This window comes from Pseudomonas syringae (assembly GCF_023278085.1).
GTDB classification, from domain to species: domain Bacteria; phylum Pseudomonadota; class Gammaproteobacteria; order Pseudomonadales; family Pseudomonadaceae; genus Aquipseudomonas; species Aquipseudomonas syringae_Q.
In genome coordinates this window covers 4155012-4179047 of the sequence record NZ_CP066265.1, presented here as the reverse complement: position 1 = coordinate 4179047, position 24036 = coordinate 4155012, and the positions used below count along the sequence as shown (strand labels likewise).

Here is a 24036-nt window from a genome sequence, read left to right as displayed (position 1 = left end):
ATGGCGTTTTGCATCAGAAGCGCCAGATGACGTCGACAACAGCGCGGTGCATGTAGCTGTCCACGTTGCTCTGGTAAGCGTCGCCGGGCTTGAAGACGCCTGCGCGCAAGCGCACCAGTGCCGACGGTTCATCGAACGACTGGCTGAGCGACGCGGGCAGCAAGCCTTGCTTGAAGTACTTGGTCACGACCAGGTCCATTTCCTGACCCAGGTCCTTGCTGCCGTCTTCCAGTGGCAGCGAGCTGAACGTACCGTCACGGTTATCGTTGACCGCGTTGATGCCCGATCCGCCGATACCGGTGTTGCCGTCTACACGACGAAACTTGTGGTAGATCAGCGATGCGTCGTATTCCTCGTTCATCTGCCAGGAGGCGAACAGCGAGCCGGTTTCCACGTTGGCCATTTCGCCCTGGAAGGCTTCGCCGAAACGGTGGATGCGCGAGCGCGTGCCGGTCCAGTTGGAACGGTTACTTTCCAGACCGTTCTGGACGTAATCCCTGCTGGCGCGCGAGTAGGCCGCACCGACTTGCCACTGCGGATCAAGACGCAGGCGCAGGCCCAAGTCGGTGGCCCAGCCGTTCATGTCACGGCTGTTCTTTTGCCCGGCAATAAACTGGTCGTTGGCCGCGGAAGTCACGCCGATTTCGTCGCGCGTGCCGTCCAGCCAGGTCAGGCTGCCCCAGTAGTTGAGCTGATTGGCGTTGCTGCGATAGTTGTAAGCATCGCTGTCGGCCTGCAAGCCCACCCAAGTCAGATCGCCGTTGGACGTCTTGTCCAGATCGTCGAGCGCCTGGCCTTGCGACTTGAGTTTGCCATCGTCAGCGCTGTGATGCGCACGGATGCCTGCCCAATGGCCCGGTGTCCACTGATAGCTGACCGAGCCGAACAAATGCTTGCGGTCTTCGTCGTCAGGCGCCAGTTCGGTCAGGTCGGTGCGGTATTCGCTGAAACGCTGGGCAGCACCCAGTTCAGCGCGCAACAGGGTGGTGTCGAACGACCAGTTGATGGCTTCGATATTGGTATCGTGCCATTGGCCGTCGTCATTGCGCAGGCGCTGACGGCCGACTTTCAGGATCTCGCCGGGGTAGGGCGTGAAACCGCTGTAGCCGATCCAGAATTCACGCAGGGCGGCGTAGGTTTTGTCGGCTTCGCGCTCGCTGGCCGTGCCACGCGAGGTCTGGGTGCCGCTGCCGTCGGCGTTGCTCTGCTCCAGCGGGTCGGTCTGAATGATGTCGGTGGCGGTGACCACCTGGCCCATGGCATAGCCGCTCCAGTCGCCGCGCTCGCCGTAAACCCAGGGACGCAGGTCCAGGCCCACACCGTTGACGTCGCCGCCCGAACGGGTGCCCAGATCGCGATCATCCTCGGCCTGTGCCGTGGCTTTGATTTCGATGCCGAAATTCTGTTGTTCGGTCAGCGCTGCCAGCGTCGGGCAGGCCCACAACAGGGTGAAGCCAAGGCCCATGCCGGCGGCCATCAGGGGATTCAACTTCATAGTGCTTCCTCACCGTCTTTTTCTTCTTGCAGGGCCTGCATTGCCATCACGTTCTGAGTGGCGGTAGCGCCCCGGACTTTTTGCTCGCGTGCCAACAGGTCTTTGGCGGTGGCAAGCTTTTCAGGCGGCAGTTGGGTGTTGAGGGCCTCGGCAAGCTCGGTGGCTTGCGGGGTCTGACTGGCCAGCGCCAATTGGGCGAATACCCAGGCATTGACCGGATCAGGCTTGGTGCCCTTGCCCTGCGAGAACAACTGCGCGAGGGCGAAATCGGCGCTGTTCTGGCCACCACGGGCGGCGGTCAGCAGTTCATCCACGGCTTTCTGTGGATAGACCTGACCCAGATAACCACGACGGTAGATCTGACCCAGGTAGTAATGGGCAGAGATTTCCGTTGCCGTGGCTTTCTTCAGGTGTTCTTCGGCCTTGAAGGCGTCAGGGGTGACCCATTTGCCTTCGTAATACAGACGGCCCAGCAGCAGTTCGGCGCGGGGCTGGTCAGCTGCGCGGCCGTTATTCAGGTATTCCATCATCTTGTTGACGTCGCCCAGTTCGGGGAAGTCGTAAAGCAGTTTGGCCAGCGTGACCCAGGAAACCGGGTAGCCCGGCGCAACGCTTTCCAGCAATTGCTGAGCGGTCTTTTCGTCTGGCGTACCAATGGTGGAGTCGCCCAATACGCGCGCTACGCTGTCGACTCGCTGAGCATTGACGCGACCGGCAGCATGTTCGCTCTTGAGCTTCTCGATCAGTGCCGCCTGTTGCTCGGCCTGGCCGCGCGTCTGGTAGACCGTGGCCAGTTCGACGTAGCAAATGTCAGTCACCGACAGCGCCTGCTTGCAGATGCTTTCGACTTCATCCAGATGCTGTGCGTAGGTGCCTTGAGTACGGTACAGCAGCACCTGAGCCAGACCGGCCTCCGGATAACCGGCTGCACGCCACTCGCTGATCTTCTGCTGCGCATTCACTTCCGGGAAAGTGTGCGGGTATTGCAGGTACAGCATGGCCAGCGGGATCAGCGTGCCGGATTCACCGTTGGCGAATGCTTTTTTCAGCAGGCCTTCGGCTTCGCGGTGTTCGGCCTCGGTGGCGTCGGGCTTGGCCGCCAGCAGGCGACCGAGGCGCGACTGCGCACGGGGCGAAGTCTCTGCCGCGGCACGATAAGTGGCCTCGGCCTGCTTGAGCAGGGCCGGGTCGCGGGTGCTCACCTGAATGTCGGCCAGGCCGACCTGTGCATCGCTGTAGCCCAGGTCCGCCAGCTGCCGATAGTTCTGCTCCGCCAGTGCAGTGTCACCGTTTTTCAGGGCTTCATTGGCAAGGCGTTGATCAGGCAGGCCGGCACAGCCGCTCAGGCCGAGCGCGACAGCGAGGCTCAATAGCGTGGGGGTCGACAGGCGTCGTAGTGGGCTGCTCATGGTTACAGACCCGCAGCCATGGCTTTGTCGAGCAACCAGTTCACGGACGGACCGCGATCGCTGACCACTTCAACAGGGCGACCTGCCAGCGAGCTGCTCAGGGTTTCGTCAGGCTGGATCTGCACGCGGATGTCGGTGGACAGATCGGTATTGCTCAGGTTGGTGCTGCTGATGATCTTGCCGGTGCGCAACTGGTCTTCGCCTGCGATCTGGAAGCTGACACGCGTGCCTGGCTTGACGTCGTTGAACTGGCGATAGGTGAAGCGCGCTTCAACGGTAGCCGGTGCATTGCGCGGTACCAGCTGGAAGATCACCTGACCCTTGGACGCGAACTGACCGTCAGCCACCAACTGACGACCGACAACGCAGTCGCACGGGCTGGTGAGGGTGCCGCTCATTTGCTTGCCATACAGTTCTTCGATCTTGGCAGGCTGCAGGTCTTCACCGGTCAGGCTGCCTTTGAGCATTTCCAACATGCTGGTGTTGAAGGTTGCCAGTGGCGCGCCTTTGGTGGCTTCGCCGTTCGGGCCGACCAGGCTTTGCACGGTGCCTTCGCGTGGCATGGTGACGTCCATGCTCGGAATCGACACCAGACCTGCCGACGCGTGGCTGACGAAGTACAGGCCGTAGACGGTCTTGAAGATGAAACCGAAGGCTGCCAGGCCGACAATGAAGATGCCGAGGCTGAAGGTCACTGCGCGCAGACGGCCCAGGGCGGACATGCCGCTGTCCTTGCCTTTGACCTTGCGTGCTTTGGTGAAGTTGTCGCGCTGCAGCGTAGCCAGAACTTCGCCCAGGGTGACAACTTCGCCGGACAGGTGCGAGGTGATCAAATGACGCAGGGTGGCAATGTCCTGAGGTTCCAGGTTCTGGAACTGGCAGCCGATACGGTTGCTGGCGTTGTCGATCGAACGAACCTGCAGATCGACGTCCATGGCCAGGCCGAGGTTGTCGATGATGAACTGCAGGCGTCCTTTGACGATTTGACCTTCGCTGAATTTCTGCCCCGACGGAGCAACGAAACTCAGACCGCCGGCCGACAGGTCTTCGACACGCACCAGTGGCGCATTTGGCTGATCATTCAGCAGGCGCAGCTTGGCAGGGATCTTGATCCGGGCGTGTTGGCGCTGGGCTTCGGATTCATGTACGACGTTCGCATTCACGGCTGTATTCATGGCTATTTTTCCTACTTAAGCAATTAATCCGTTGGTCCGGTCAAACCATCGTCAACAGCACGGCGACGAAGATGGTGCCAGCCGAGAAAGTCATGGTTCGGGACGACCACGTGTTGAACCAGCCTTGAAAGCTGGCCATGTCGCGGCTGAGTTTTGTGTCCTGGCGTGTCCAGGACTGGCGGTCCAGGCGGAAGAAGACGTAAATCTTCATCAGGGCGCCGACGATCTGGTTGTAATAGAGAATGATCGGGTAGGCAGGCCCGATCCTGTGTCCCGAGAGGGACAGCAGCAGGGTGAGGATCAGACGGGTCATGCCGATCCACAGCAAGTACATCAGCAGGAACGCGCCGCCATACTTGAAGCTGGCGATGAGGGCGACGGTCAGGCCGAGAATCGAGGTCCACATCGACACTCGCTGGTCGAACAGCACGATGCTGGTGAAAATCCCCAGACGACGAACGCCCAGGCCCAGTGCGCGCGAGTTCTGACGCAGGTTGTTGCCGTACCAGCGGTACATCAGTTTGCGGCTGGCTTTCAGGAAGCTCTTCTCGGGCGGATGCTCCACGGTGTTGATCGCCGCATCCGGCACGTAGAACGTGTCGTAACCCAGGCGCATCAGGCTGAACCAGCTGGACTTGTCGTCGCCGGTCAGAAACCTGAAGGTGCCCAGGCGCCAGTGGTTGAGCGAATCGCTTTCCACGTCGGCGATGAACTCGGGGTCGGTGACCACGGTGGCGCGGAACACTGACATTCGACCGGTCATGGTCAACACGCGCTTGGACAGCGCCATGGAGCACATGTTGATGTGACGCTGGGCGAAACGCAGCTTGTGCCACTCGCTCATGATGTAGCCGCCACGCACTTCGCAAAACTCGTTGGTGGTCAGACCGCCAACGTTATCGAACAGCTGGAACCACGGCACGGTCTTGGCGACCACACCTTCGTTGAGCACCGTGTCACCGTCGATCACCGCAACCACTGCGCGGCTGTCGGGCAAGTGACGCGAAATGGCGCGGAAGCCGTAGGCCAGGCCATCGCGCTTGCCGGTGCCCGGAATACGCACGAAGTCGAGCTTGACGCGTTCTGGCGGGTTGAACTTCGCCCACATGCTCTTGACCAGCAGCTCATCGGACATTTCTACCAGCGAGCAGACGATGGTGGTCGGCAGACCGCAGTCGATCGCTTCGCGGATGACCGAGTTGTAGACCTGTGCAGTGGTCAACGCATCGATACGAAAGCTGGTGACCATCAGAAACACATGGGACGGATCTGCAGCGCTGCCCAGCTTGCGAACCTTGCGGCGCAAGTGCGGGTAAACGATGTACAGGAAAATCATCCCGCGCACGAAGTGCGTGATTCCCATCGAGTAGCGCCAGATACCGACGGCACCAATCAGGAAAATAAAGTTCTTCGACTGCGAGTCGAAGATACTCGTGGGCAATGCGGCAGCAAGGCCCATCAATAAACTCAGATAGAACAGCCAACCGGCGGCCTGAAGCAGGCCGTGCTTGAGCCTCTGCATAATCGTATCCCTAAGTCAGTTGCAAGCCTCAAGCCCCAGGCTGCAAGCAGTTGGCTTGAGCTTGTGGCCTGGAGCTTGGCGCTTGTGGCTTGCGGCTGATTTACCAGCAGATACCTTCGGCACGACCGTCTTCGGTGGTGGCATTGGTCATGAAGCCCACCAGGTCGATGACGCGCTTGCCTTCCGGGGTCTTGTTGGCGAGGGCGCGGAAACGCTCGTCGCGGTTACCCAGAATGATCACGTCGGAGTTGTCGATGACTTGGTCGAAGTCGGAGTTCAGCAGCGACGAAACGTGCGGAATCTTCGATTCGATGTATTCCTTGTTGGCACCGTGAACGCGGGCATATTCAACGTTGCTGTCGAAGATGCTCAGTTCGAAGCCTTTACCGATCAGCATTTCGGCCAGCTCTACCAGCGGGCTTTCGCGCAAATCGTCAGTGCCGGCCTTGAAGCTCAGGCCCAGCAGTGCAACCTTGCGGGTGTCGTAGCTGGCAACCATGTCGAACGCGTTCTGTACCTGCGACGTGTTACTGCGCATCAGGGAGTTGAGCAGGGGAGCTTCAACGTCCAGGCTGCCGGCGCGGTAGGTCAGGGCGCGGACATCTTTCGGCAGGCAGGAGCCACCGAAGGCGAAGCCAGGGCGCATGTAGTACTGGGACAGGTTCAGTGCCTTGTCCTGGCAGACAACGTCCATCACTTCACGACCATCGACGCCGACTGCTTTGGCGATGTTGCCGATTTCGTTGGCGAAGGTCACTTTGGTGGCGTGCCATACGTTGCAGGTGTACTTGATCATTTCGGCAACAGCGATGTCCTTGCGGATGATCGGTGCGTCGAGTTCTTCGTACAGCGATTGCAGAACGTCACCCGATGCTTTGTCGAACTCGCCGATCACCGTCATCGGTGGCAGGTCGTAGTCTTTGATCGCGGTGCTTTCACGCAGGAACTCAGGGTTTACCGCAACGCCGAAATCAACACCGGCTTTCTTGCCAGAGCAGTCTTCCAGGATCGGGATCACCACGTTGGCGACAGTGCCCGGCAGAACAGTACTGCGAACAACGATCGTGTGGCGGGTGGCTTTGTCGCGCAGGACATAACCGATTTCACGGCACACGGATTCGATGTAATCGAGTTCCAGATCGCCGTTTTTCTTGCTCGGCGTGCCGACGCAGATCATCGACAGGTCAGTGGCGCGAATGGCTTCAGCGAAGTCAGTAGTGCCGCGCAGTTTGCCGGTGGCAAGACCTTTTTGCAGCAGTTCTTCCAGGCCTGGTTCAACGATAGGCGACTTGCCGTTATTGATCAGGTCGATCTTGGTGCTGGAGATATCCACACCCACTACGTCGTGACCACGTGCAGAAAGGCAACCGGCACAGACGGCACCGACATAACCCAAACCAAATATGCTGATACGCATCGTATTCTCCTCGATTTTTCACGCCATAAATTGGCTGGATATTAATTTTGGCCAGCAGATGTCACGCGTCAGTACAGGCGGCTAACAAAGCCGTCTAACTAACACAGGCATATTTAATGAGTGAGTGCCTAAATAAACGAGGCGAACTCAAATGACACTAAGTGCAAGCGGCAAGTGACCTGTCCGGCGGGCAGGGCCCTGCTCTCCTTGGATGTAGTAAACCACTCCTTGTCTGACGATCGATGGCGGACCTCGGTCGGAAAGCCTCAGCGTAGAGCGGTGGCTGTCCTTGTCGAATCCTGCGCATCGCACCTGTCGGCGCTTCGTCCGTCTACCAACATCAACTAGTGATGTGATCTTAGTTCTGATACCTGACACCTGGTCATATTGATCAAGCTTCCGTGTCGGTACTTCCCGTGCGTCCAGGCAACCTGTAAGTGATCTCTTACACGTTGAGCCTGAATTGTTACGGGATGTAGGAGCGCCTGAAATCGTATTTAGTTCCGGGCCGCTCGTCCTGATTTACCGTTTTTGATGTGTCAAGGCTGTGACAAAGGGCAGCGCCTAATCAGGGGGGTTTTCATGAAAGCCTTATAGTACGGGGCTTACGTACAGATTAATATGAAAGTGCTACTGTATCCAGTAACCAAAAGGCCACTACTTAAAAAAATTGAATATTTTTTGAGAGGAAAGGCGCGGAGAACATGACGGTTTTATTTTGACGTTTCTCTGGCGTCACTATGTTGTCATTAGTGGCTTTGAAACCAGTCGTTTGGATGTGTAACAGCAGGCTGTTACACAATTTTGACGCTGTTAGTGGTCGGTGGGATCGCGCAGAAACACTAACTTGTCAGGTGTTGACTGTTCGCGGTTATAACGATAGCCCTGCACATCGAACGCTGTTAGCGCTTCCGGCGTATTGATGCGCTCTTCTATAATGAAGCGACTCATCATGCCGCGTGCCTTCTTGGCGTAGAAGCTGATGATCTTGTACTGACCGTTCTTCAGGTCTTTGAACTCGGTGTCGATGATCCGCGCCTTGAGCGCCGAGCGCTTGACTGCCGAGAAATACTCGGTGGACGCCAGGTTCAGCAGCAGGTCGTCGCCCTGATCGGCCAGCGCCTCATTCAGCCATTCACTGATCCGCGTACCCCAGAATGCATAAAGGTCCTTGCCACGGGCATTGGCCAGTCGAGTGCCCATCTCCAGGCGATAAGGCTGCATCAGGTCCAGCGGACGCAACAGGCCATACAGGCCGGAAAGCATCCGCAAGTGGCCCTGCGCATAGTCGAGCTGTGCGTCACTCAGCGTTTCGGCCTGCAGGCCGGTGTACACGTCGCCCTTGAAGGCCAGCAGTGCCTGTTTGGCATTGTCGAGCGTGAAGGCCGGGTCCCAGCTGCCGAAGCGTGCCGCGTTGAGCCCGGAGAGTTTGTCGGAGAGGTGCATCAGTTCGCCGATCTGTGCCGGGGTCAGCTCTCGCAACTGACTGATCAGTTCCTGCGAGTGCTCCAGATACTGTGGCTGCGTGAAGCGGCCGGTCGTGGGCGGTGTCTCGAAATCGAGGGTTTTCGCGGGGGAAATCACCATCAGCATGAAGTCGTCTCCTTTGATCGTCGGAGGATTCTAGGGGGTGAGGGCGCTCGACTCCAGCGATGGTGGCAATAGAGGCTGCGTTATATAAAGCTGCGCACTGAAACCGGCCTTTGTATGCGTGCCGACATAAGAAGCCATGGCAATTTCAGCTATAGTGGCGCGCCGGTCATCGCGTTGAAGGCTGATCAAGAGGGCGTCGGGTTTGCGTATTGTTTTAGCAGTGTGTGCGAGTCTGTTCTGGTTTCAGGCTCAGGCGGCAGCGCCGTTGGTTGCCACCATCGACCGCAGCGTGTGGCCCGAGCGTCTGGAGACGCCTGCGTTGTTCGACGTTGCTTCACGCGCCGAAATTCTCTCTTTTGCCCATGAGCTGTACCTCAGCGAGAAACTGAATGAGGACGGACTGAAGCAGCGTCTCGGCCTGCGCTTCGTTAACGTGCCCTCGCTGAATGTGGTCCGCCATCGTCTGTGGCTGCGCTTGCTGGAGAACTATCAGGCTGCGCAGAAGAGCTGTGAGGAGGATGCCAACTTCTGTGTACTGGTCGAAGACATGGATCAGTTGCGCCAGCGTGCCGAGGAATACCAGGTGGCGAACGACTCGTTCTACGCCTCCTGGGCCAGGCCCGGGGCCATTTTTCATCAGCGCTACCTGGACGAATTGCTGTTCATGGCGGCGTTGTTCCCGCAAACCAGTAGCGAGATCGAGCGTTACAACTCTGACGAGATGAGCGGCGATGAAATGCCCGATCGCACGTTCATGCTCAATTTTGAGAGCGGCCCGAGTCCAGCGGACGGCGGGACCGACTGGCTGGCCGACTTCATGCGCCAGCAAAAAATGAACGCCACCTTTTTTGTGTTGGGCAAGAGCCTGCAGGAGCGTCTGGACACGACGTCGGCGGTCAGTCTGCAATCACTCTATCGCCAGCAGTGTGTCGGTATTCAGGGCTGGGAGTACCGTTCGCACAGCCAGTGGCTGGATTGGCAGGATTCGGTGCAACGCAGCGCCACCCTCGTGCAGCACGTTTTGCCGGATAACTTCGTGCCGCTGTTTCGCCCGCCCTATGGTCATCGGCGGGCCGACAGCGGCGATTTCTTCCGCGCCCAGCATCTGCGGGTGTCGTTGTGGAATATCGATGCACAGGACGACAGCGGGCGGCTCACGGCAGAGCAGGTCGGTGACCGGGTGCTGACGCTGATGCTGCTCTGGCGCAAGGGAACGGTCGTGTTCCATGACGTGGCCAACAAGGCCCAGTCTGCACTGCCGCTGCTGCTGGCCAACACCGCGCAAAGCGAGTTGATCTGGGATGACTGCCGAAATATCTCTGAAGCGCCCGTGGAACAAGGGCCGGAGGGCAGCGAAGAGGCTGCGCCGGACGCGGAATGAGGGCAAATTCAGCGTGGGCGGACTTCCGACTTTAAACGCGACGCGTACGTCCGCCAAGTCCTATTCGTCAGCCTGTGAAATAAACCTCAAAAAACCATCAAAGAGCTTTTTTCTGTCATCCCTTTTGCTGTATTACGAATACAGACCGCCGAAACCTGCAACACAGGTGGCGTCTTCCAAGACCCACCTTGAGCGACATTTCTCCCCTGCCTGAAGGGAAGAATCCGGCGGCCTTTTCGTGGCGCAGCACTGTCGTGGTTCTGCGTCGCCTGGCTTCTACAAAGGTGAGCGAGTATGGATGATCACGGACGCACCCCTTCCACCAACCAGCCAATCCTTTACGTGCTCGATACCAATGTACTGATTCATGATCCAAACGCATTGTTGAATTTCGAAGAACACCACGTCGCCATTCCCATGACAGTTCTGGAGGAACTGGACAAGCTCAAGGCCGGTAAACATTCGGTGGCCGCCGAGTGCCGTCAGGCCATCCGCCTGATCGACAAGACCCTCGGAGAAGCCAACCCTGAAGAAGTTGAAAAGGGCGTGCCCATTGATCGCGGCACCGGTGTCTTTAAGGGCTTTCTGTCCATCCTGATGAGCAAGCGTGAGGAGCCCAACAGTCTTTTACCCGAGCACCTCAACGACAACATCATCATCAACCAATTGATTGACCTGCACGCGCGCAACAAGGACTTGAGCGTCGTACTGGTGACCAAAGACATCAACATGCGCCTCAAGGCGCGAGCCTGCGGCATTGCTGCCGAGGATTACAGCACCGACCAGCTGGTGGACGACGTTTCACTGCTGTCCCGTGGCTACCACGAAATGACCGGCTCGTTCTGGGACCGCGTCAACAAGGTCGATACCCGCCAGGAACGGGGCCGCACCTGGCATCGCGTGCAGCTCAACGAAATGCTGCCGGCCGTTCACATCAACGAGTTCATCATCGACGAACAGGGTTTCGTCGGCTGGATAAAGGGCGTCAAGAACGATGAGTTACTGATTCTCGACATGCATCAGGAGCCCTTGCTGCATCAGGAAGCCTGGGGCCTGAAGCCACGAGACATCTATCAGGGGCTGGCGCTGTTCGCCTTGCTCGACCCGGATATTCATCTGGTCAACCTGTCGGGTGCTGCGGGCTCGGGTAAAACCATCCTGGCGCTGGCGGCGGCCATTGAGCAGACCATGGTCACCAAGCGCTATCGCCGTATTATCGCCACCCGTAGCGTTCAGGGTCTGGATCAGGAAATCGGCTTTCTGCCCGGCACCGAGGCGGAAAAGATGGAGCCCTGGCTTGGCGCTATCACCGATAACCTCGAAGCCTTGCACATGGATGACGAAAACACCCATGGCAGCGTCGATTACATCCTCAGCAAAGTGCCGTTGCAGTTCAAATCCCTTAACTACATTCGAGGTCGCAGCTTCCAGCAAAGTCTGATCCTGATCGATGAATGCCAGAACCTGACCCCGCACCAGATGAAAACCATCATCACCCGAGCCGGTGCCGGTTCAAAAGTGGTCTGCCTGGGCAACCTGGCGCAGATCGACACCCCTTACCTGTCAGCCACCAGTTCCGGCCTGACCTACCTGACGGAGCGCTTCAAAGACTTCCCGAACGGCGTGCACATCACCCTGCAAGGCGTGCCACGCTCGATACTGGCCGAGTATGCGGAGAGTCATCTTTAGCTGAAAAGCAGCTGCAAGCTTCAAGCTATTAGCTGCAAGCGGGGAACCTCGGTGTGCGAGAGCGCCCGCTTGCAGCTTTGATTGTTGCGCTCGCGCGCCAAGCTTATCGCCATGCACGAGTCCGCTTCTGGCCTAAGGGCGTAGGAGCGAACCTGTTCGCGAAGGCTATGTGGTGGGTGATAAATCAGTTGTGAATGTACAGCCCTCTTCGCGAACAAGTTCGCTCCTACGCCCTCCGGGCAGAAGCCAGGATTTTCGTACGCTTTACAACCCTATGGATAACGCCGGGCACTTGCAGCTTGCAGCTTTGATCGTTGCGCTCATGCGCCAGGCTTATCGCCATGCACGAGTCCGCTTCTGGCCGAAGGGCGTAGGGCGTAGGAGCGAACTTGTTCGCGAAGGCTATGTGGTGGGCGATAAATCAGTTGTGAATGTACAGCCCTCTTCGCGAACAAGTTCGCTCCTACGCCCTCCGGGCAGAAGCCAGGATTTTCGTACGCTTTAAAACCCTATGGATAACGCCGGGAGCTTGCAGCTTGCAGCTTTGATTGTTGCGCTCGCGCGCCAAGCTTATCGCCATGCACGAGTCCGCTTCTGGCCTAAGGGCGTAGGAGCGAATTTGTTCGCGAAGGCTATGTGGTGGGTGATAAATCAGTTGTGAATGTACAGCCCTCTTCGCGAACAAGTTCGCTCCTACGCCCTCCGGGCAGAAGCCAGGATTTTCGTACGCTTTACAACCCTATGGATAACGCCGGGAGCTTGCAGCTTGCAGCTTGCAGCTTGTAGCTTGTAACTGCCACACCCTCTACACTTCTTGCTTCTGCCAAGGAGTAACGTTGTGCTCACTCATCTCGATTCCCAGGGTCGCGCCAATATGGTCGACGTCACTGATAAAGCCGTGACGTCCCGTGAGGCTGTGGCTGAAGCATTGGTGCGGATGTTGCCCGCCACGCTGCAAATGATCGTCAGCGGTGGTCATCCCAAGGGCGATGTATTTGCGGTGGCGCGTATTGCCGGTATTCAGGCTGCCAAGAAAACCAGCGATCTGATCCCGCTGTGCCATCCGCTGATGCTGACCAGCATCAAAGTCCACCTCGCTGCCGAAGGCGATGATGCGGTACGGATCAGCGCAAGCTGCAAGCTGGCCGGGCAGACCGGTGTGGAGATGGAAGCGCTGACGGCCGCCAGTATTGCGGCGTTGACTATTTATGACATGTGCAAGGCGGTGGATCGCGGCATGGTCATCGAGTCGGTGCGGCTGCTGGAAAAGCTCGGCGGCAAAAGCGGCCACTTCATTGCAGACCCGGTGCAGACGCCATGAAGATTCAGGTTCAGTACTTTGCCCGCTATCGCGAAACACTGGGTCTGGACAGCGAGTCTGTCGAAGGCGAGTTCGCCACGCTCGATGCACTGCGCCAGACGCTGGTGCAGCGCGGCGAGGCCTGGCAGGTCCTGGCCGAGCAAAACCTGATGTGCGCTCGCAATCAGGAGCTGTGCAAGCCAACCGAGCCACTGTCTGATGGCGATGAAGTTGCGTTCTTTCCACCTGTGACAGGGGGCTGATCATGACGATTCGCGTGCAGGCGGCAGCCTTCGATCCCGGCACTGAAGTCAACGCACTGCACGCTGCCAACCTGGGCATCGGCGCAGTGGTCAGTTTTGTCGGTTACGTGCGTGACTTCAACGAGGGGCGCGAGGTGTCCGGCATGTTCCTGGAGCACTACCCGGGGATGACCGAGAAGGCACTGGCGAAGATCGTCGAAGAGGCAGGGCAGCGCTGGCCATTGCTGAATGTCGACGTGATCCATCGAGTGGGCGCGCTGGAACCTGGTGAGCCTATCGTCTTCGTTGGCGTTGCCAGCGCGCACAGGCAGGCGGCATTCGAAGCCTGTGATTTCGTCATGGACTACCTCAAGACCCGTGCGCCGTTCTGGAAGAAGGAAAATACGGCTCAGGGACCGCAGTGGGTTGAAGGTCGCGCGAGTGATCAAACGGCTGCGCAGCGCTGGTAGCTGGCAGTCGATCACGTACTTTTTTGCCGGAAAGTGTGACCTGCCGCTCGTCATACCCTCTAATTGTATCTTCCTGGTACAGGCGCGAATGGCTTCCGGCTATGATGCCGGCCGTGGAAAGGCGTCCTGTGGCGTTGGCCAACCCCTATTCAATAACTGTCCGAACGTGATCGCTCTTGCGAGCGTTACGTTGCGGACAGGTTTTCTTAAACGCTCGGAGCAGAATGTGAAAAAACTTCAGCAGGTTTTGGTTTCAGGGATGACGACAGCGGCGTTAGTGCTGGTTGCTGGTTGTGCCACGGAAAGTTCGCGGGCTCTGCCTGTGGCAAAGGTTGAAAGTGCCGGTGTTGCTTATGCCGGTGCGCGTTATCCGGTTGCGGTCGGCAAGTTCGATAACCGTTCCAGCTACATGCGCGGGATCTTTTCCGACGGTGTCGATCGGCTTGGCGGTCAGGCCAAGACCATCCTGATTACCCACATGCAGCAGACCAACCGGTTCAGTGTGCTGGATCGCGACAACATGGAAGAGATCAAGCAGGAAGCCACTATCAAGTCCACCGCCCAGCGCCTGAAAGGTGCTGACTACGTGGTGACGGGCGACGTGACCGAGTTTGGTCGCAAGGAAGTCGGTGATCAGCAGTTGTTCGGTCTGCTGGGCCGCGGAAAATCCCAGATTGCCTACGCCAAGGTCGCGCTGAATATCGTCAATATCAGCACTTCGGAAGTGGTGTATTCGACTCAAGGCGCGGGCGAGTACGAGCTTTCCAACCGTGAAGTCATCGGCTTTGGCGGCACCGCCAGCTATGACTCGACACTCAACGGCAAGGTTCTGGACCTGGCCATGCGCGAAGCCGTCAACAACATGGTACGTGCGCTCGACAGCGGTGTCTGGAAACCGACTGCCAACTGATAGTTCAAAAGGGAATTTGTGGTGATCATGAACAGTAGTAGTGTTTCGTTGCGCAGTGTCGCAATGTTTCTCGTGGCCGGCGCCTGTGTCACTGGCTGTGCCCAGCAGCCGAAAACCTTGTACCAGTGGGGCAGTTACCAGCCTGAGGTGTACGAGTATTTCAAAAACGAGGGCGAGCCCAAGGAAGCTCAGGTCGCCAAACTCGAAGAAGACCTGCAGAAAATTCGCGCTGCCAACGCAACGCCGCCGCCGGGTTATCACGCTCAGTTGGGCATGTTGTACGGCAGCCTTGGCAAGGATGACCAGATGGTTCAGGAGTTGCGCACGGAAAAGACGCTGTTTCCCGAGTCGGCCACGTACATGGACTTCCTGCTCAAGAACGCTCACGCAGGAGTCGCCAAATGAACCTCGGTCAGCTGAAAATAGCGCTCAGCCTGTTCGCCGTTGCCCTGCTGTCGGGTTGCGTCACACCGCCGACAGTGGACTACTCGGCCTTCAAGGAAAGCAAACCGCGTTCGATTCTGGTGCTGCCGCCAGTCAACGAGTCACCTGACGTCAAGGCGACGTACAGCACTTTCTCGCAGGTCACCTATCCATTGGCCGAGTCTGGCTACTACGTGTTGCCGGTCGCGCTGGTTGACGAGACCTTTCGCAACAACGGCCTGACCAACGCCGATGATATTCAGGCGACATCGCCCGCCAAGCTGCGCGAGATCTTCGGTGCCGATGCCGCGATGTACATCACGGTCAAGCAATACGGCACCAGTTACGTGGTCATCAGCAGCCAGACCGTCGTGACGGTCACGGCAAAACTGGTTGATCTGCGTACCGGCACCGCGTTGTGGACCGGTACAGCGTCGGCGTCCAGTGAAGAGGGCGGCAATAACAGCGGTGGCGGTCTGGTAGGCATGCTGATTACTGCGGCGGTCAAGCAGATCATCAACAGCTCGACCGATGCCGGTCATCCCATTGCCGGGATTGCCAGCAACCGTCTGCTCTCTGCGGGCCGGCCTGCGGGCATGCTGTATGGTCCGCGTTCGCCGAAGTACGGCACTGACTGACGTTCACGCTGTTGATGTCTGACAGGCACAAAAAAAGCGCAGCCCGCAAAGGCTGCGCTTTTTTATCGGGCTGAACCTGTCAGGTTGTGTGCCGCACCACGGGTCTCAGCAAATGAGTCGGCGGTGTCTCGCAACTGATCTTGCGGCCCAGCTTCTCTTCGATGGCGGGCAACTGGTACGAGTCGTCTTCACCGGCAAAGCTGATGGACACGCCGTCGGCCCCTGCACGACCGGTGCGCCCGATGCGGTGCACGTAATCGTCCGGTACTTCCGGCAGGGTGAAGTTGATCACGTGACTGATGCCGTCAATGTGAATCCCGCGACCCGCCACATCGGTGGCGACCAGTACACGAATCTTGCCTTCGCGGAAGCCTTCGAGGGTTTTGATGCGCTTGTGCTGAGGCACATCGCCCGACAACTGCGCAGCGTTGACGCCGTCGCGTACCAGACGCTCTTCGATACGACGGACTTCGTCCTTGCGGTTGGCAAAGACCATGACCCGTTCCCAGCCGTTGTCGGTCACCAGGTTGTACAGCAGCTTGTATTTGTCGGCACCGGCTACCGCGTAGATATGCTGTTCGACATTATCGCTGGCCACGTTCAGCGACTCGATCTCGACGATGGAAGGCTCGGTAGTCCACTGTTTGGCGAGGTTCATCACGTCTTCGGTGAAGGTCGCGGAGAACAGCAGGGTCTGGCGTTCGCCCTTGTGCGGGGTCTGGCGAATGATCTGCCGTACCTGCGGGATGAAACCCATGTCCAGCATGCGGTCGGCTTCGTCGAGTACCATCACTTCGACCATGTCCAGGTGCACTTCGCCGCGCTGGTTGAAGTCCAGCAAGCGGCCTGGCGTGGCGACCAGAATGTCGCAGTGGCGCGCTTCAAGCTGCTTGAGCTGCTTGTCGAAGTCCATGCCGCCGACGAACGTCATGACGTTCAGGTCGGTGTACTTGGTCAGGTCTGCGGCGTCCTTGGCGATCTGCACCACCAGCTCACGGGTTGGCGCGATGATCAGTGCGCGCGGCTCACCCATGTAGCGCTCGGCCGGTGGTGGCGTCTGGGTCAACTGCTCGATGATCGAGATCAGAAAGGCAGCGGTCTTGCCGGTGCCCGTCTGAGCGCGGCCGATTGCATCTTTGCCCTTGAGGGTGAAACCCAGCACACCCGCCTGGATAGGCGTGCAGTACGGGAACCCCAGGTCCTGAATCGCGTGCATCAGTTCGGGTGCAAGGTTGAAGTCGTGGAAGCGGGTCTTGCCTTCCTGCGGCTCGACCACAAAATCCTCGAGTTTCCATTGCGGCGCGGGCGGTTTGGCCACACGTTCACGGCGCGGGCGTTCGGCCCTTGGCTTGTCAGTACGCGGCGCTCTGGCTTTGGAGGGCTCGCTGACGGTGTCCAGAGCCTGAGTCTGGACAGCATGATCCGGTTGGTCGCCTGTGACGGGCGGGGGGAAGCGGGGATGGAGGCTGTCGGTATAGGCGCGCGTTGCTCAGCTTCGCTCTTACCGAACATCTTTTTAAGTGCTTTGAGCACGGTCATCTCGTCGATTGGTTAAGGAATGTACGCCGGGCAGTGTAAAGCAAGAACCGTGCTCGGCGTAGTGCCATCCATGGCGAGCTACAGATGAGGTGTGTTTCAGGGGTGTACGGCAATGTCAACGAAGCTTTTCAGCCAGCCAGACACCGATGTCATGGATTTCCTGCGGTAACACTTGATGCCCCATTGGGTATTCCTGCCATTGTGCGGTTACACCCTGGGCCATGAGATGCTCGTAGGCAGCGCGTCCCATCGCGTTGTGCACCACTTCGTCGTGTTGCCCGTGCAGGCAGAGTGCCGGGGTGCGTTGCTGGCTCGCCGACAGTGTCATCTGATTGCTGAATGTGGGGGCATAAGTCGAGAGCGCCAGCACCCCTCCCAACGGACCTTGCCAGCGCTTGTAGCCGGTGTGCAGGACTACCGCGCCACCCTGGGAAAACCCCGCCAGAAATATTCGCGCCGGATCGATACCGCTGTCGCGCTGCTGCTCGATCAGGTCCAGTACCTGCTGCGCCGAGGCTTCCATCTCATCGTGATCGATTGCGCGGGCTTCGCTGCTCATTGATTTGATGTCATACCAGCTTGGCATTTCATAGCCGCCGTTGACGGTTACCGCGCGCATTGGCGCCTGGGGCAGGACGAAGCGGGTGCTGCGCAACGACGCTTGCAGCGCTTCGGCAACCGGCAGGAAATCATAACGATCGGCACCTAGCCCGTGCAGCCAGATAACGCACGCGTCGACGGTGGCGGAAGGTTCGATGATCAAAGGTTCGCTCATGACTGCTCCATTTGTGTGCGCTGGCACTTTTTGAGCGCATTATTAAGGTGCGCGATTAGATTAAAAGTGAACGAAGATGTCGCAAGATTACAAGTTTTTGACTTGACCTGTCGCTAATTCGACATAGCCAGCATGCTGGTACGGGCTTTGCTACAGCAGCACTGGAGTCCAGGCGCTCTCATCGTTCGGTAACACTATAAGGCTATTACTTGTAGCGATCGAAAAGCAGCCCGGGAGTTCCTGCGTCAGGATTCGCGGCACGGTTCGACCCGTCCCTCTCTGGTTCGGGAAATCATGAGGTTTCAGTCCACGGGACCGATTCTGAACGACGAAAAGCAATGGCAGGGCGATCCTGTCGGTGACTCGATATTCATGTTCGGTACCGCATGACCCAAAAATAAGCCAGCACGGGTCACAAGCGCCTCACAAAGGTGCGATGCGACTGAGGCTTCCACACAACAAAGAGCAAACTGGAGTTTTTGAATGAAGATGTTGAAATCCACCCTTGCTGTTGTCACTGCGCTCGCCGCCTTCGGTGTGACCGGGGCTGCCAACGCAGGCGCTACCCTTGACGCAATCCAGAAGAAAGGCTTTGTACAGTGCGGCGTCAGCGACGGCCTGCCAGGTTTTTCGGTTCCGGACTCTACCGGCAAGATCACTGGTATCGATGCTGATGTCTGCCGTGCCGTAGCGGCCGCTGTATTCGGCGACGCCACCAAGGTCAAGTTCAGCCAGTTGAACGCCAAGGAGCGTTTCACGGCGCTGCAATCCGGCGAAATCGACATCCTTTCGCGTAACACCACCTGGACCAGCTCCCGTGATGCGGGCATGGGTCTGGTGTTCACCGGCGTGACCTACTACGACGGTATCGGCTTCCTGGTGAACAACAAGCTGGGCGTCAAGAGCGCCAAGGAACTGGACGGTGCGACCATCTGCATCCAGGCCGGTACCACCACCGAGCTGAACGTCTCCGACTACTTCCGCTCGAACAACCTGAAATACACGCCGATCACCTTCGACACCTCCGACGAAAGCGCCAAGTCGCTGGAAGGCGGCCGTTGCGACGTACTGACGTCCGACCAGTCGCAGCTCTACGCACAGCGCAGCAAGCTGGCCAAGCCAGACGATTACGTCGTTCTGCCGGAAGTGATTTCCAAGGAACCGCTGGGCCCTGTCGTGCGTAAAGGCGACGAAGAGTGGTTCTCGATTGTTCGCTGGACCCTGTTCGCCATGCTCAACGCTGAGGAAGCCAAGATCACTTCCAAGAACGTTGAAGCTGAAGCCAAGTCGACCAAGAACCCTGACGTCGCCCGTATGCTGGGTGCCGACGGTACTTACGGCAAGGACCTGAAACTGCCGAAAGACTGGGTCGTGCAGATCGTCAAGCAAGTCGGTAACTACGGCGAAGTGTTCGAACGCAACCTGGGCGAAAACACCCCGCTGAAAATCAAGCGTGGCCAGAACGCCCTGTGGAATGCCGGTGGCATCCAGTACGCTCCACCTATTCGTTGATTGACCCGGCGCCCGACAGGCTTCTCAGCCTGTCGGGCGTTGTTCTGTTGGATTTTTCCTGGGGCCTTTCATGGAAAAGCAAATCGTCGCACCCAAGCAAAAGCTCACGCTGAGCGATCCGAAAGTGCGCGCGTGGTTATTTCAGATCATCACCGTTGTGGCGGTGATCTCGTTGGGCTGGTTCATCTTTGATAACACCCAGACCAACCTGCAACACCGTGGTATTACCTCGGGTTTCGGTTTTCTTGAGAACAGTGCCGGTTTCGGTATTGCCCAGCACCTGATCGACTACACCGAATCGGACACTTATGCCCGTGTGTTCGTCATCGGCTTGCTGAACACCTTGCTGGTGTCGGTGATCGGTATTGTTCTGGCCACTTTGCTGGGCTTTGTCATTGGTGTCGCTCGCCTGTCTCCGAACTGGATGATCAGCAAGCTGGCCACCGTTTATGTCGAAGTCTTCCGCAACATTCCGCCACTGCTGCAAATCCTGTTCTGGTACACCGCCGTATTCCTCACGCTGCCAGGTCCGCGTCAGGCGCATGGCTATCTGGACATGTTCTTCGTCAGCAGCCGTGGGCTCAATATGCCCAGAGCCTTGCCTGCCGAAGGTGCCTGGGCGTTCCTTATCAGCATCGTTGTCGCGGTGATCGCGATCGTGATGATGGTGCGCTGGGCCAACAAGCGTTTCGAGGCCACCGGCCAGCCGTTCCACAAGTTCTGGGTCGGCCTGGCGTTGTTGCTGGTGATTCCGGGCCTGAGCGTGCTGATCTTCGGCAGCCCGGTGCATTGGGAGCTGCCGCAGCTCAAAGGCTTCAACTTTTCAGGTGGCTGGGTACTGATTCCCGAGCTGATTTCCCTGACCCTGGCACTGACCATCTACACCGCAGCATTCATTGCTGAAATCGTGCGTTCGGGCATCAAGTCCGTCAGTCACGGTCAGACCGAAGCCGCCCGCTCTCTGGGTCTTCGTCCTGGGCCGACGCTGCGCAAGGTCATCATTCCGCAGGCTCTGCGAGTGATCATCCCGCCGTTGACCAGTCAGTTCCTGAACCTGGCGAAGAACTCGTCGCTGGCAGCGGCCATCGGTTATCCGGAAATGGTTTCCCTGTTTGCCGGTACGGTACTCAACCAGACCGGGCAGGCGATTGAAGTCATTGCCATCACCATGAGTGTGTACCTGGCGATCAGTATCAGCATCTCCATGCTGATGAACTGGTACAACAAGCGCATTGCGCTGATCGAGCGGTGAGGAAACGCGCATGACAACTCATACTTTCAAACCTGATATGCCACCACCGGGCAAAGTGTTCGGCCCGGTCGCGTGGATGCGGCAGAACCTGTTCTCCAGCTGGATCAACACCCTGCTGACCCTGTTCTCGCTGTATCTGATCTACCTGATCGTGCCGCCGATTCTCAGTTGGGCCTTGCTGGACGCCAACTGGATCGGCACGACCAAGGAAGACTGCACCAAGGCGGGCGCCTGCTGGGTGTTCATCGAGCAGCGTTTCGGTCAGTTCATGTACGGCTACTTTCCCAATGAGCTGCGCTGGAGGGTCGATCTGACCGCAATCCTGGCGATTGTCGGTGCTGCGCCGCTGTTCATCTCGAAGTTTCCGCGCAAGGCTGTCTACGGCATCTGCTTCCTGGTCATCTACCCGGTTGTCGCGTTCTATCTGCTGCACGGCGGCGCGTTCGGTCTGACCAACGTACCGACCAGCCAGTGGGGCGGTCTGATGCTGACCCTGGTGATTGCCACCGTGGGTATCGTCGGTGCCTTGCCGTTGGGTATCCTGCTGGCGCTCGGCCGTCGTTCCAACATGCCCGCTGTGCGGGTGGTGTGTGTGACGTTCATCGAGTTCTGGCGCGGCGTGCCCTTGATCACGGTGCTGTTCATGTCTTCGGTGATGCTGCCGCTGTTCATGCCTGAAGGCATGAACTTCGACAAACTGCTGCGGGCACTGATCGGCGTCATCCTGTTCCAGTCGGCGTACATTGCCGAAGTGGTGCGTGGTGGCATGCAGGCCATCCCTAAAGGCCAGTACGAAGCGGCCTCGGCGATGGGCCTCGGCTACTGGCGCAGCATGGGTCTGGTGATTCTGCCGCAGGCGTTGAAGATGGTCATTCCCGGCATCGTCAACACCTTCATTGCCTTGTTCAAAGACACCAGCCTGGTGATCATTATCGGCCTGTTCGACCTGCTCAACAGCGTCAAACAAGCCACCGCCGACCCAGCCTGGCTGGGTATGGCCACCGAAGGCTACGTCTTCGCGGCCCTGGTGTTCTGGATCTTCTGTTTCGGTATGTCCCGCTATTCCATGCATTTGGAACATAAGCTGGACACAGGCCACAAGCGTTAGGAGTTTTGTGATGAGTGAAGTTATCAATAAGCCCCTGGGCGCTGAAGGCATGATCCGCATGGAGGGCGTCCATAAGTGGTACGGCCAGTTCCATGTGCTCAAGGACATCAACCTGAACGTGCGTCAGGGCGAGCGTATCGTGCTGTGCGGCCCGTCGGGCTCGGGCAAGTCCACCACCATTCGCTGCCTCAACCGTCTGGAAGAGCATCAGCAAGGCCGTATCGTTGTCGATGGCACCGAGCTGACTTCCGACCTGAAGCAGATCGAAACCATCCGCCGTGAAGTCGGCATGGTGTTTCAGCACTTCAATCTGTTCCCGCACCTGACCATCCTGCAGAACTGCACGCTGGCACCGATGTGGGTGCGCAAGATGCCGAAGAAGAAGGCTGAAGAAATCGCCATGCACTATCTGGAGCGTGTGCGTATTCCGGAGCAGGCCCACAAGTTTCCGGGCCAGCTTTCCGGCGGTCAGCAGCAGCGTGTAGCGATTGCCCGTGCCTTGTGCATGAAGCCGAAAATCATGCTGTTCGACGAGCCGACCTCGGCACTCGACCCGGAAATGGTGAAAGAGGTACTGGACACCATGGTCGGTCTGGCAGAAGAGGGCATGACCATGCTCTGCGTAACCCACGAAATGGGTTTTGCCCGCACCGTGGCTAACCGCGTGATCTTCATGGACAAAGGCGAAATCGTCGAACAGGCTGCGCCGAACGACTTCTTCGACAATCCGCAGAGTGACCGTACCAAGCTGTTCCTCAGCCAGATCATTCACTGAGTCAGTAGCTGCTGCACAAGAAACCGGGCCAGGCGCCCGGTTTTTTTACGGCCTTGTCTTGCCGTTCTTCCGGCAGGCAATTTCAGCTGAACCTTGTATTCAAGATGATTCTCCAACAGGATACCGCCCCCCTGAAACGGGTCGACATACCTGATTACCGAGAAACCGATGACTGCCAAGGCTCAAACCAGCCCCCAAGCGAATTCTGCTCAAGCCCATCCTGTTCTGAAACGCCCCTGGCTTTTGCTGCTGGGTCTGGTGCTGGTCGCGCTCAATCTGCGTCCCGCCTTGTCCAGCATTGCACCGTTGCTCAACGACGTGTCCGACAGCCTTGGCATGTCGGCTGCCGAAGCCGGTTTGCTGACCACCTTGCCGGTGCTGTGTCTGGGCCTGTTCGCACCACTGGCGCCGATTCTGGCCCGCCGCTTCGGCAGCGAACGCGTGGTGCTGATGGTGCTCCTGACCCTGGCCGCGGGCCTGGCGTTGCGCAGCCTGTTTGGCGAAGTCGGGCTGTTCTCCGGCAGTTTGCTGGCAGGTGCCAGTATTGGCGTTATCGGCGTGCTGCTGCCAGGTATCGTCAAGCGTGATTTCCCGCACAAGGCCGGTGCCATGACGGGCGTCTACACCATGGCGCTGTGCCTGGGGGCGGCGATTGCCGCCGGTTCGGCGGTGCCGCTGAGTCAGTACTTCGATGGAAGCTGGCAGATTGGCCTGGGTTTCTGGCTGATTCCGGCACTGATCGCCGCGCTGTTCTGGTATCCGCAAACACGTGAAGTACATGGCACGCATCGCGACGTCTATCGAGTGCGCGGTCTGCTGCGTGATCCACTGGCCTGGCAGGTCACGTTGTACATGGGCCTGCAATCGTCGCTGTCGTACATCGTCTTCGGCTGGCTGCCATCCATCCTCATTGGCCGTGGCATGACGCCGACCGAGGCCGGTCTGCTGCTGTCCGGCTCGATCATTGCGCAAGTCGTCAGCGCGTTGGCCATACCGTACCTGGCCACACGCGGCAAGGATCAGCGCCTGGCGATCATGCTGGTCATGTCGCTGACCCTGACCGGTCTGTTCGGCTGCCTGTACGCGCCGCTTGGCGGGCTGTGGGGCTGGGCGATTCTGCTGGGGATCGGGCAGGGCGGCACCTTCAGCCTGGCGCTGGCGCTGATCGTCCTGCGCTCACGTGACTCTCACGTAGCAGCCAACCTGTCGAGCATGGCGCAGGGTTTCGGCTATACCATCGCCTCGACCGGCCCGTTTGCGGTCGGCGTGGTCCATGACATGACCGGCAGCTGGAACGCGATTGGCTGGATCTTCGCGGTACTGGGCATCGGCGCGATGATCGCCGGGCTGTGTGCAGGTCGGGCGTTGCATGTGCAGGTGAGCAGCGAGAAGGTGTGAGTGCCGATGATTT

The 24036-nt window shown here is 58.4% G+C and carries 20 protein-coding genes and 1 pseudogene; 13 read left to right on the top strand and 8 right to left on the bottom strand.

Going from position 1 to position 24036, the window contains the following annotated elements:
* Positions 1–13: 13 nt before the first annotated feature.
* The 6 genes from I9H07_RS18640 to yaaA form a co-directional block, all read right to left on the bottom strand.
* Positions 14–1495 carry an alginate export family protein gene (locus tag I9H07_RS18640; RefSeq protein ID WP_058823852.1) on the bottom strand — a complete coding sequence of 494 codons (1482 nt, stop codon included), beginning with the start codon at positions 1493–1495 and terminating at the stop codon, positions 14–16.
* Positions 1492–2904, bottom strand: coding sequence for an alginate biosynthesis TPR repeat lipoprotein AlgK (algK, locus tag I9H07_RS18635; RefSeq protein WP_024673736.1), 1413 nt, complete (start codon positions 2902–2904; stop codon positions 1492–1494). Before algK ends, I9H07_RS18640 begins: the two co-directional genes overlap by 4 nt.
* A 2-nt stretch (positions 2905–2906) precedes the next feature.
* Positions 2907–4079 (bottom strand): alginate biosynthesis protein Alg44, encoded by a 1173-nt coding sequence (locus I9H07_RS18630; protein ID WP_058823851.1) that lies wholly within the window; start codon positions 4077–4079, stop codon positions 2907–2909.
* Positions 4080–4119: 40 nt separating this feature from the next.
* Positions 4120–5601, bottom strand: coding sequence for a mannuronan synthase (gene alg8 / locus I9H07_RS18625; protein ID WP_002552255.1), 1482 nt, complete (start codon positions 5599–5601; stop codon positions 4120–4122).
* Between the two features lie 100 nt (positions 5602–5701).
* Positions 5702–7018 carry a nucleotide sugar dehydrogenase gene (locus I9H07_RS18620; RefSeq protein WP_024673734.1) on the bottom strand — a complete coding sequence of 439 codons (1317 nt, stop codon included), beginning with the start codon at positions 7016–7018 and terminating at the stop codon, positions 5702–5704.
* Positions 7019–7831: 813 nt separating this feature from the next.
* Positions 7832–8611 (bottom strand): peroxide stress protein YaaA, encoded by a 780-nt coding sequence (yaaA, locus tag I9H07_RS18615; RefSeq protein ID WP_024673733.1) that lies wholly within the window; start codon positions 8609–8611, stop codon positions 7832–7834.
* Positions 8612–8813: 202 nt separating this feature from the next.
* On the opposite strand from yaaA, the gene I9H07_RS18610 reads away from it, so the two are divergent.
* The 8 genes from I9H07_RS18610 (at position 8814) to I9H07_RS18575 (ending at position 15664) form a co-directional block, all read left to right on the top strand.
* Positions 8814–9992 carry a polysaccharide deacetylase family protein gene (locus I9H07_RS18610; RefSeq protein ID WP_236424069.1) on the top strand — a complete coding sequence of 393 codons (1179 nt, stop codon included), beginning with the start codon at positions 8814–8816 and terminating at the stop codon, positions 9990–9992.
* 294 nt (positions 9993–10286) lie between these two features.
* Positions 10287–11681 carry a PhoH family protein gene (locus I9H07_RS18605; RefSeq protein ID WP_024673731.1) on the top strand — a complete coding sequence of 465 codons (1395 nt, stop codon included), beginning with the start codon at positions 10287–10289 and terminating at the stop codon, positions 11679–11681.
* Between the two features lie 838 nt (positions 11682–12519).
* Positions 12520–13002, top strand: coding sequence for a cyclic pyranopterin monophosphate synthase MoaC (gene moaC / locus I9H07_RS18600; protein WP_024645645.1), 483 nt, complete (start codon positions 12520–12522; stop codon positions 13000–13002).
* A complete protein-coding gene (gene moaD / locus I9H07_RS18595; protein ID WP_236424071.1) occupies positions 12999–13244 on the top strand; it encodes a molybdopterin converting factor subunit 1 in 246 nt (81 codons plus the stop codon). Before moaC ends, moaD begins: the two co-directional genes overlap by 4 nt.
* A gap of 2 nt (positions 13245–13246) precedes the next feature.
* Positions 13247–13693 (top strand): molybdopterin synthase catalytic subunit MoaE, encoded by a 447-nt coding sequence (gene moaE, locus I9H07_RS18590; RefSeq protein ID WP_024673729.1) that lies wholly within the window; start codon positions 13247–13249, stop codon positions 13691–13693.
* A 259-nt stretch (positions 13694–13952) separates the two neighbouring features.
* Positions 13953–14603, top strand: a complete 651-nt coding sequence (locus I9H07_RS18585; RefSeq protein ID WP_161632869.1) for a CsgG/HfaB family protein — start codon at positions 13953–13955, stop codon at positions 14601–14603.
* A 27-nt stretch (positions 14604–14630) separates the two neighbouring features.
* On the top strand, positions 14631–15008 hold the full coding sequence (locus tag I9H07_RS18580) for a DUF4810 domain-containing protein (protein ID WP_058824933.1): 378 nt from the start codon (positions 14631–14633) through the stop codon (positions 15006–15008).
* Positions 15005–15664, top strand: a complete 660-nt coding sequence (locus tag I9H07_RS18575; protein ID WP_236424073.1) for a DUF799 domain-containing protein — start codon at positions 15005–15007, stop codon at positions 15662–15664. The genes I9H07_RS18580 and I9H07_RS18575 overlap by 4 nt, the downstream gene beginning before the upstream one ends.
* Before the next feature lie 79 nt (positions 15665–15743).
* On the opposite strand, the pseudogene rhlB reads toward I9H07_RS18575, so the two are convergent.
* Together rhlB and I9H07_RS18565 are read right to left on the bottom strand one after the other, a co-directional pair.
* A pseudogene (gene rhlB, locus I9H07_RS18570) lies at positions 15744–17203 on the bottom strand (ATP-dependent RNA helicase RhlB).
* Between the two features lie 115 nt (positions 17204–17318).
* Positions 17319–17978, bottom strand: a complete 660-nt coding sequence (locus tag I9H07_RS18565) for an alpha/beta hydrolase (RefSeq protein ID WP_236424075.1) — start codon at positions 17976–17978, stop codon at positions 17319–17321.
* Positions 17979–18461: 483 nt separating this feature from the next.
* Between I9H07_RS18565 and I9H07_RS18560 the strand changes: the two genes are divergently transcribed.
* The 5 genes from I9H07_RS18560 to I9H07_RS18540 all read left to right on the top strand — a co-directional run bounded on the left by I9H07_RS18560 (position 18462) and on the right by I9H07_RS18540 (position 24023).
* Complete coding sequence (locus I9H07_RS18560; RefSeq protein WP_024673723.1) at positions 18462–19490, top strand: amino acid ABC transporter substrate-binding protein; 1029 nt, start codon at positions 18462–18464, stop codon at positions 19488–19490.
* Between the two features lie 70 nt (positions 19491–19560).
* Positions 19561–20742 carry an amino acid ABC transporter permease gene (locus I9H07_RS18555; RefSeq protein WP_024673722.1) on the top strand — a complete coding sequence of 394 codons (1182 nt, stop codon included), beginning with the start codon at positions 19561–19563 and terminating at the stop codon, positions 20740–20742.
* A 10-nt stretch (positions 20743–20752) separates the two neighbouring features.
* Positions 20753–21850 carry an amino acid ABC transporter permease gene (locus tag I9H07_RS18550; protein ID WP_058824930.1) on the top strand — a complete coding sequence of 366 codons (1098 nt, stop codon included), beginning with the start codon at positions 20753–20755 and terminating at the stop codon, positions 21848–21850.
* 10 nt (positions 21851–21860) lie between these two features.
* Positions 21861–22625 (top strand): amino acid ABC transporter ATP-binding protein, encoded by a 765-nt coding sequence (locus I9H07_RS18545; protein WP_024645634.1) that lies wholly within the window; start codon positions 21861–21863, stop codon positions 22623–22625.
* Between the two features lie 168 nt (positions 22626–22793).
* Positions 22794–24023, top strand: a complete 1230-nt coding sequence (locus I9H07_RS18540; protein WP_236424077.1) for a CynX/NimT family MFS transporter — start codon at positions 22794–22796, stop codon at positions 24021–24023.
* Positions 24024–24036: the final 13 nt, after the last annotated feature.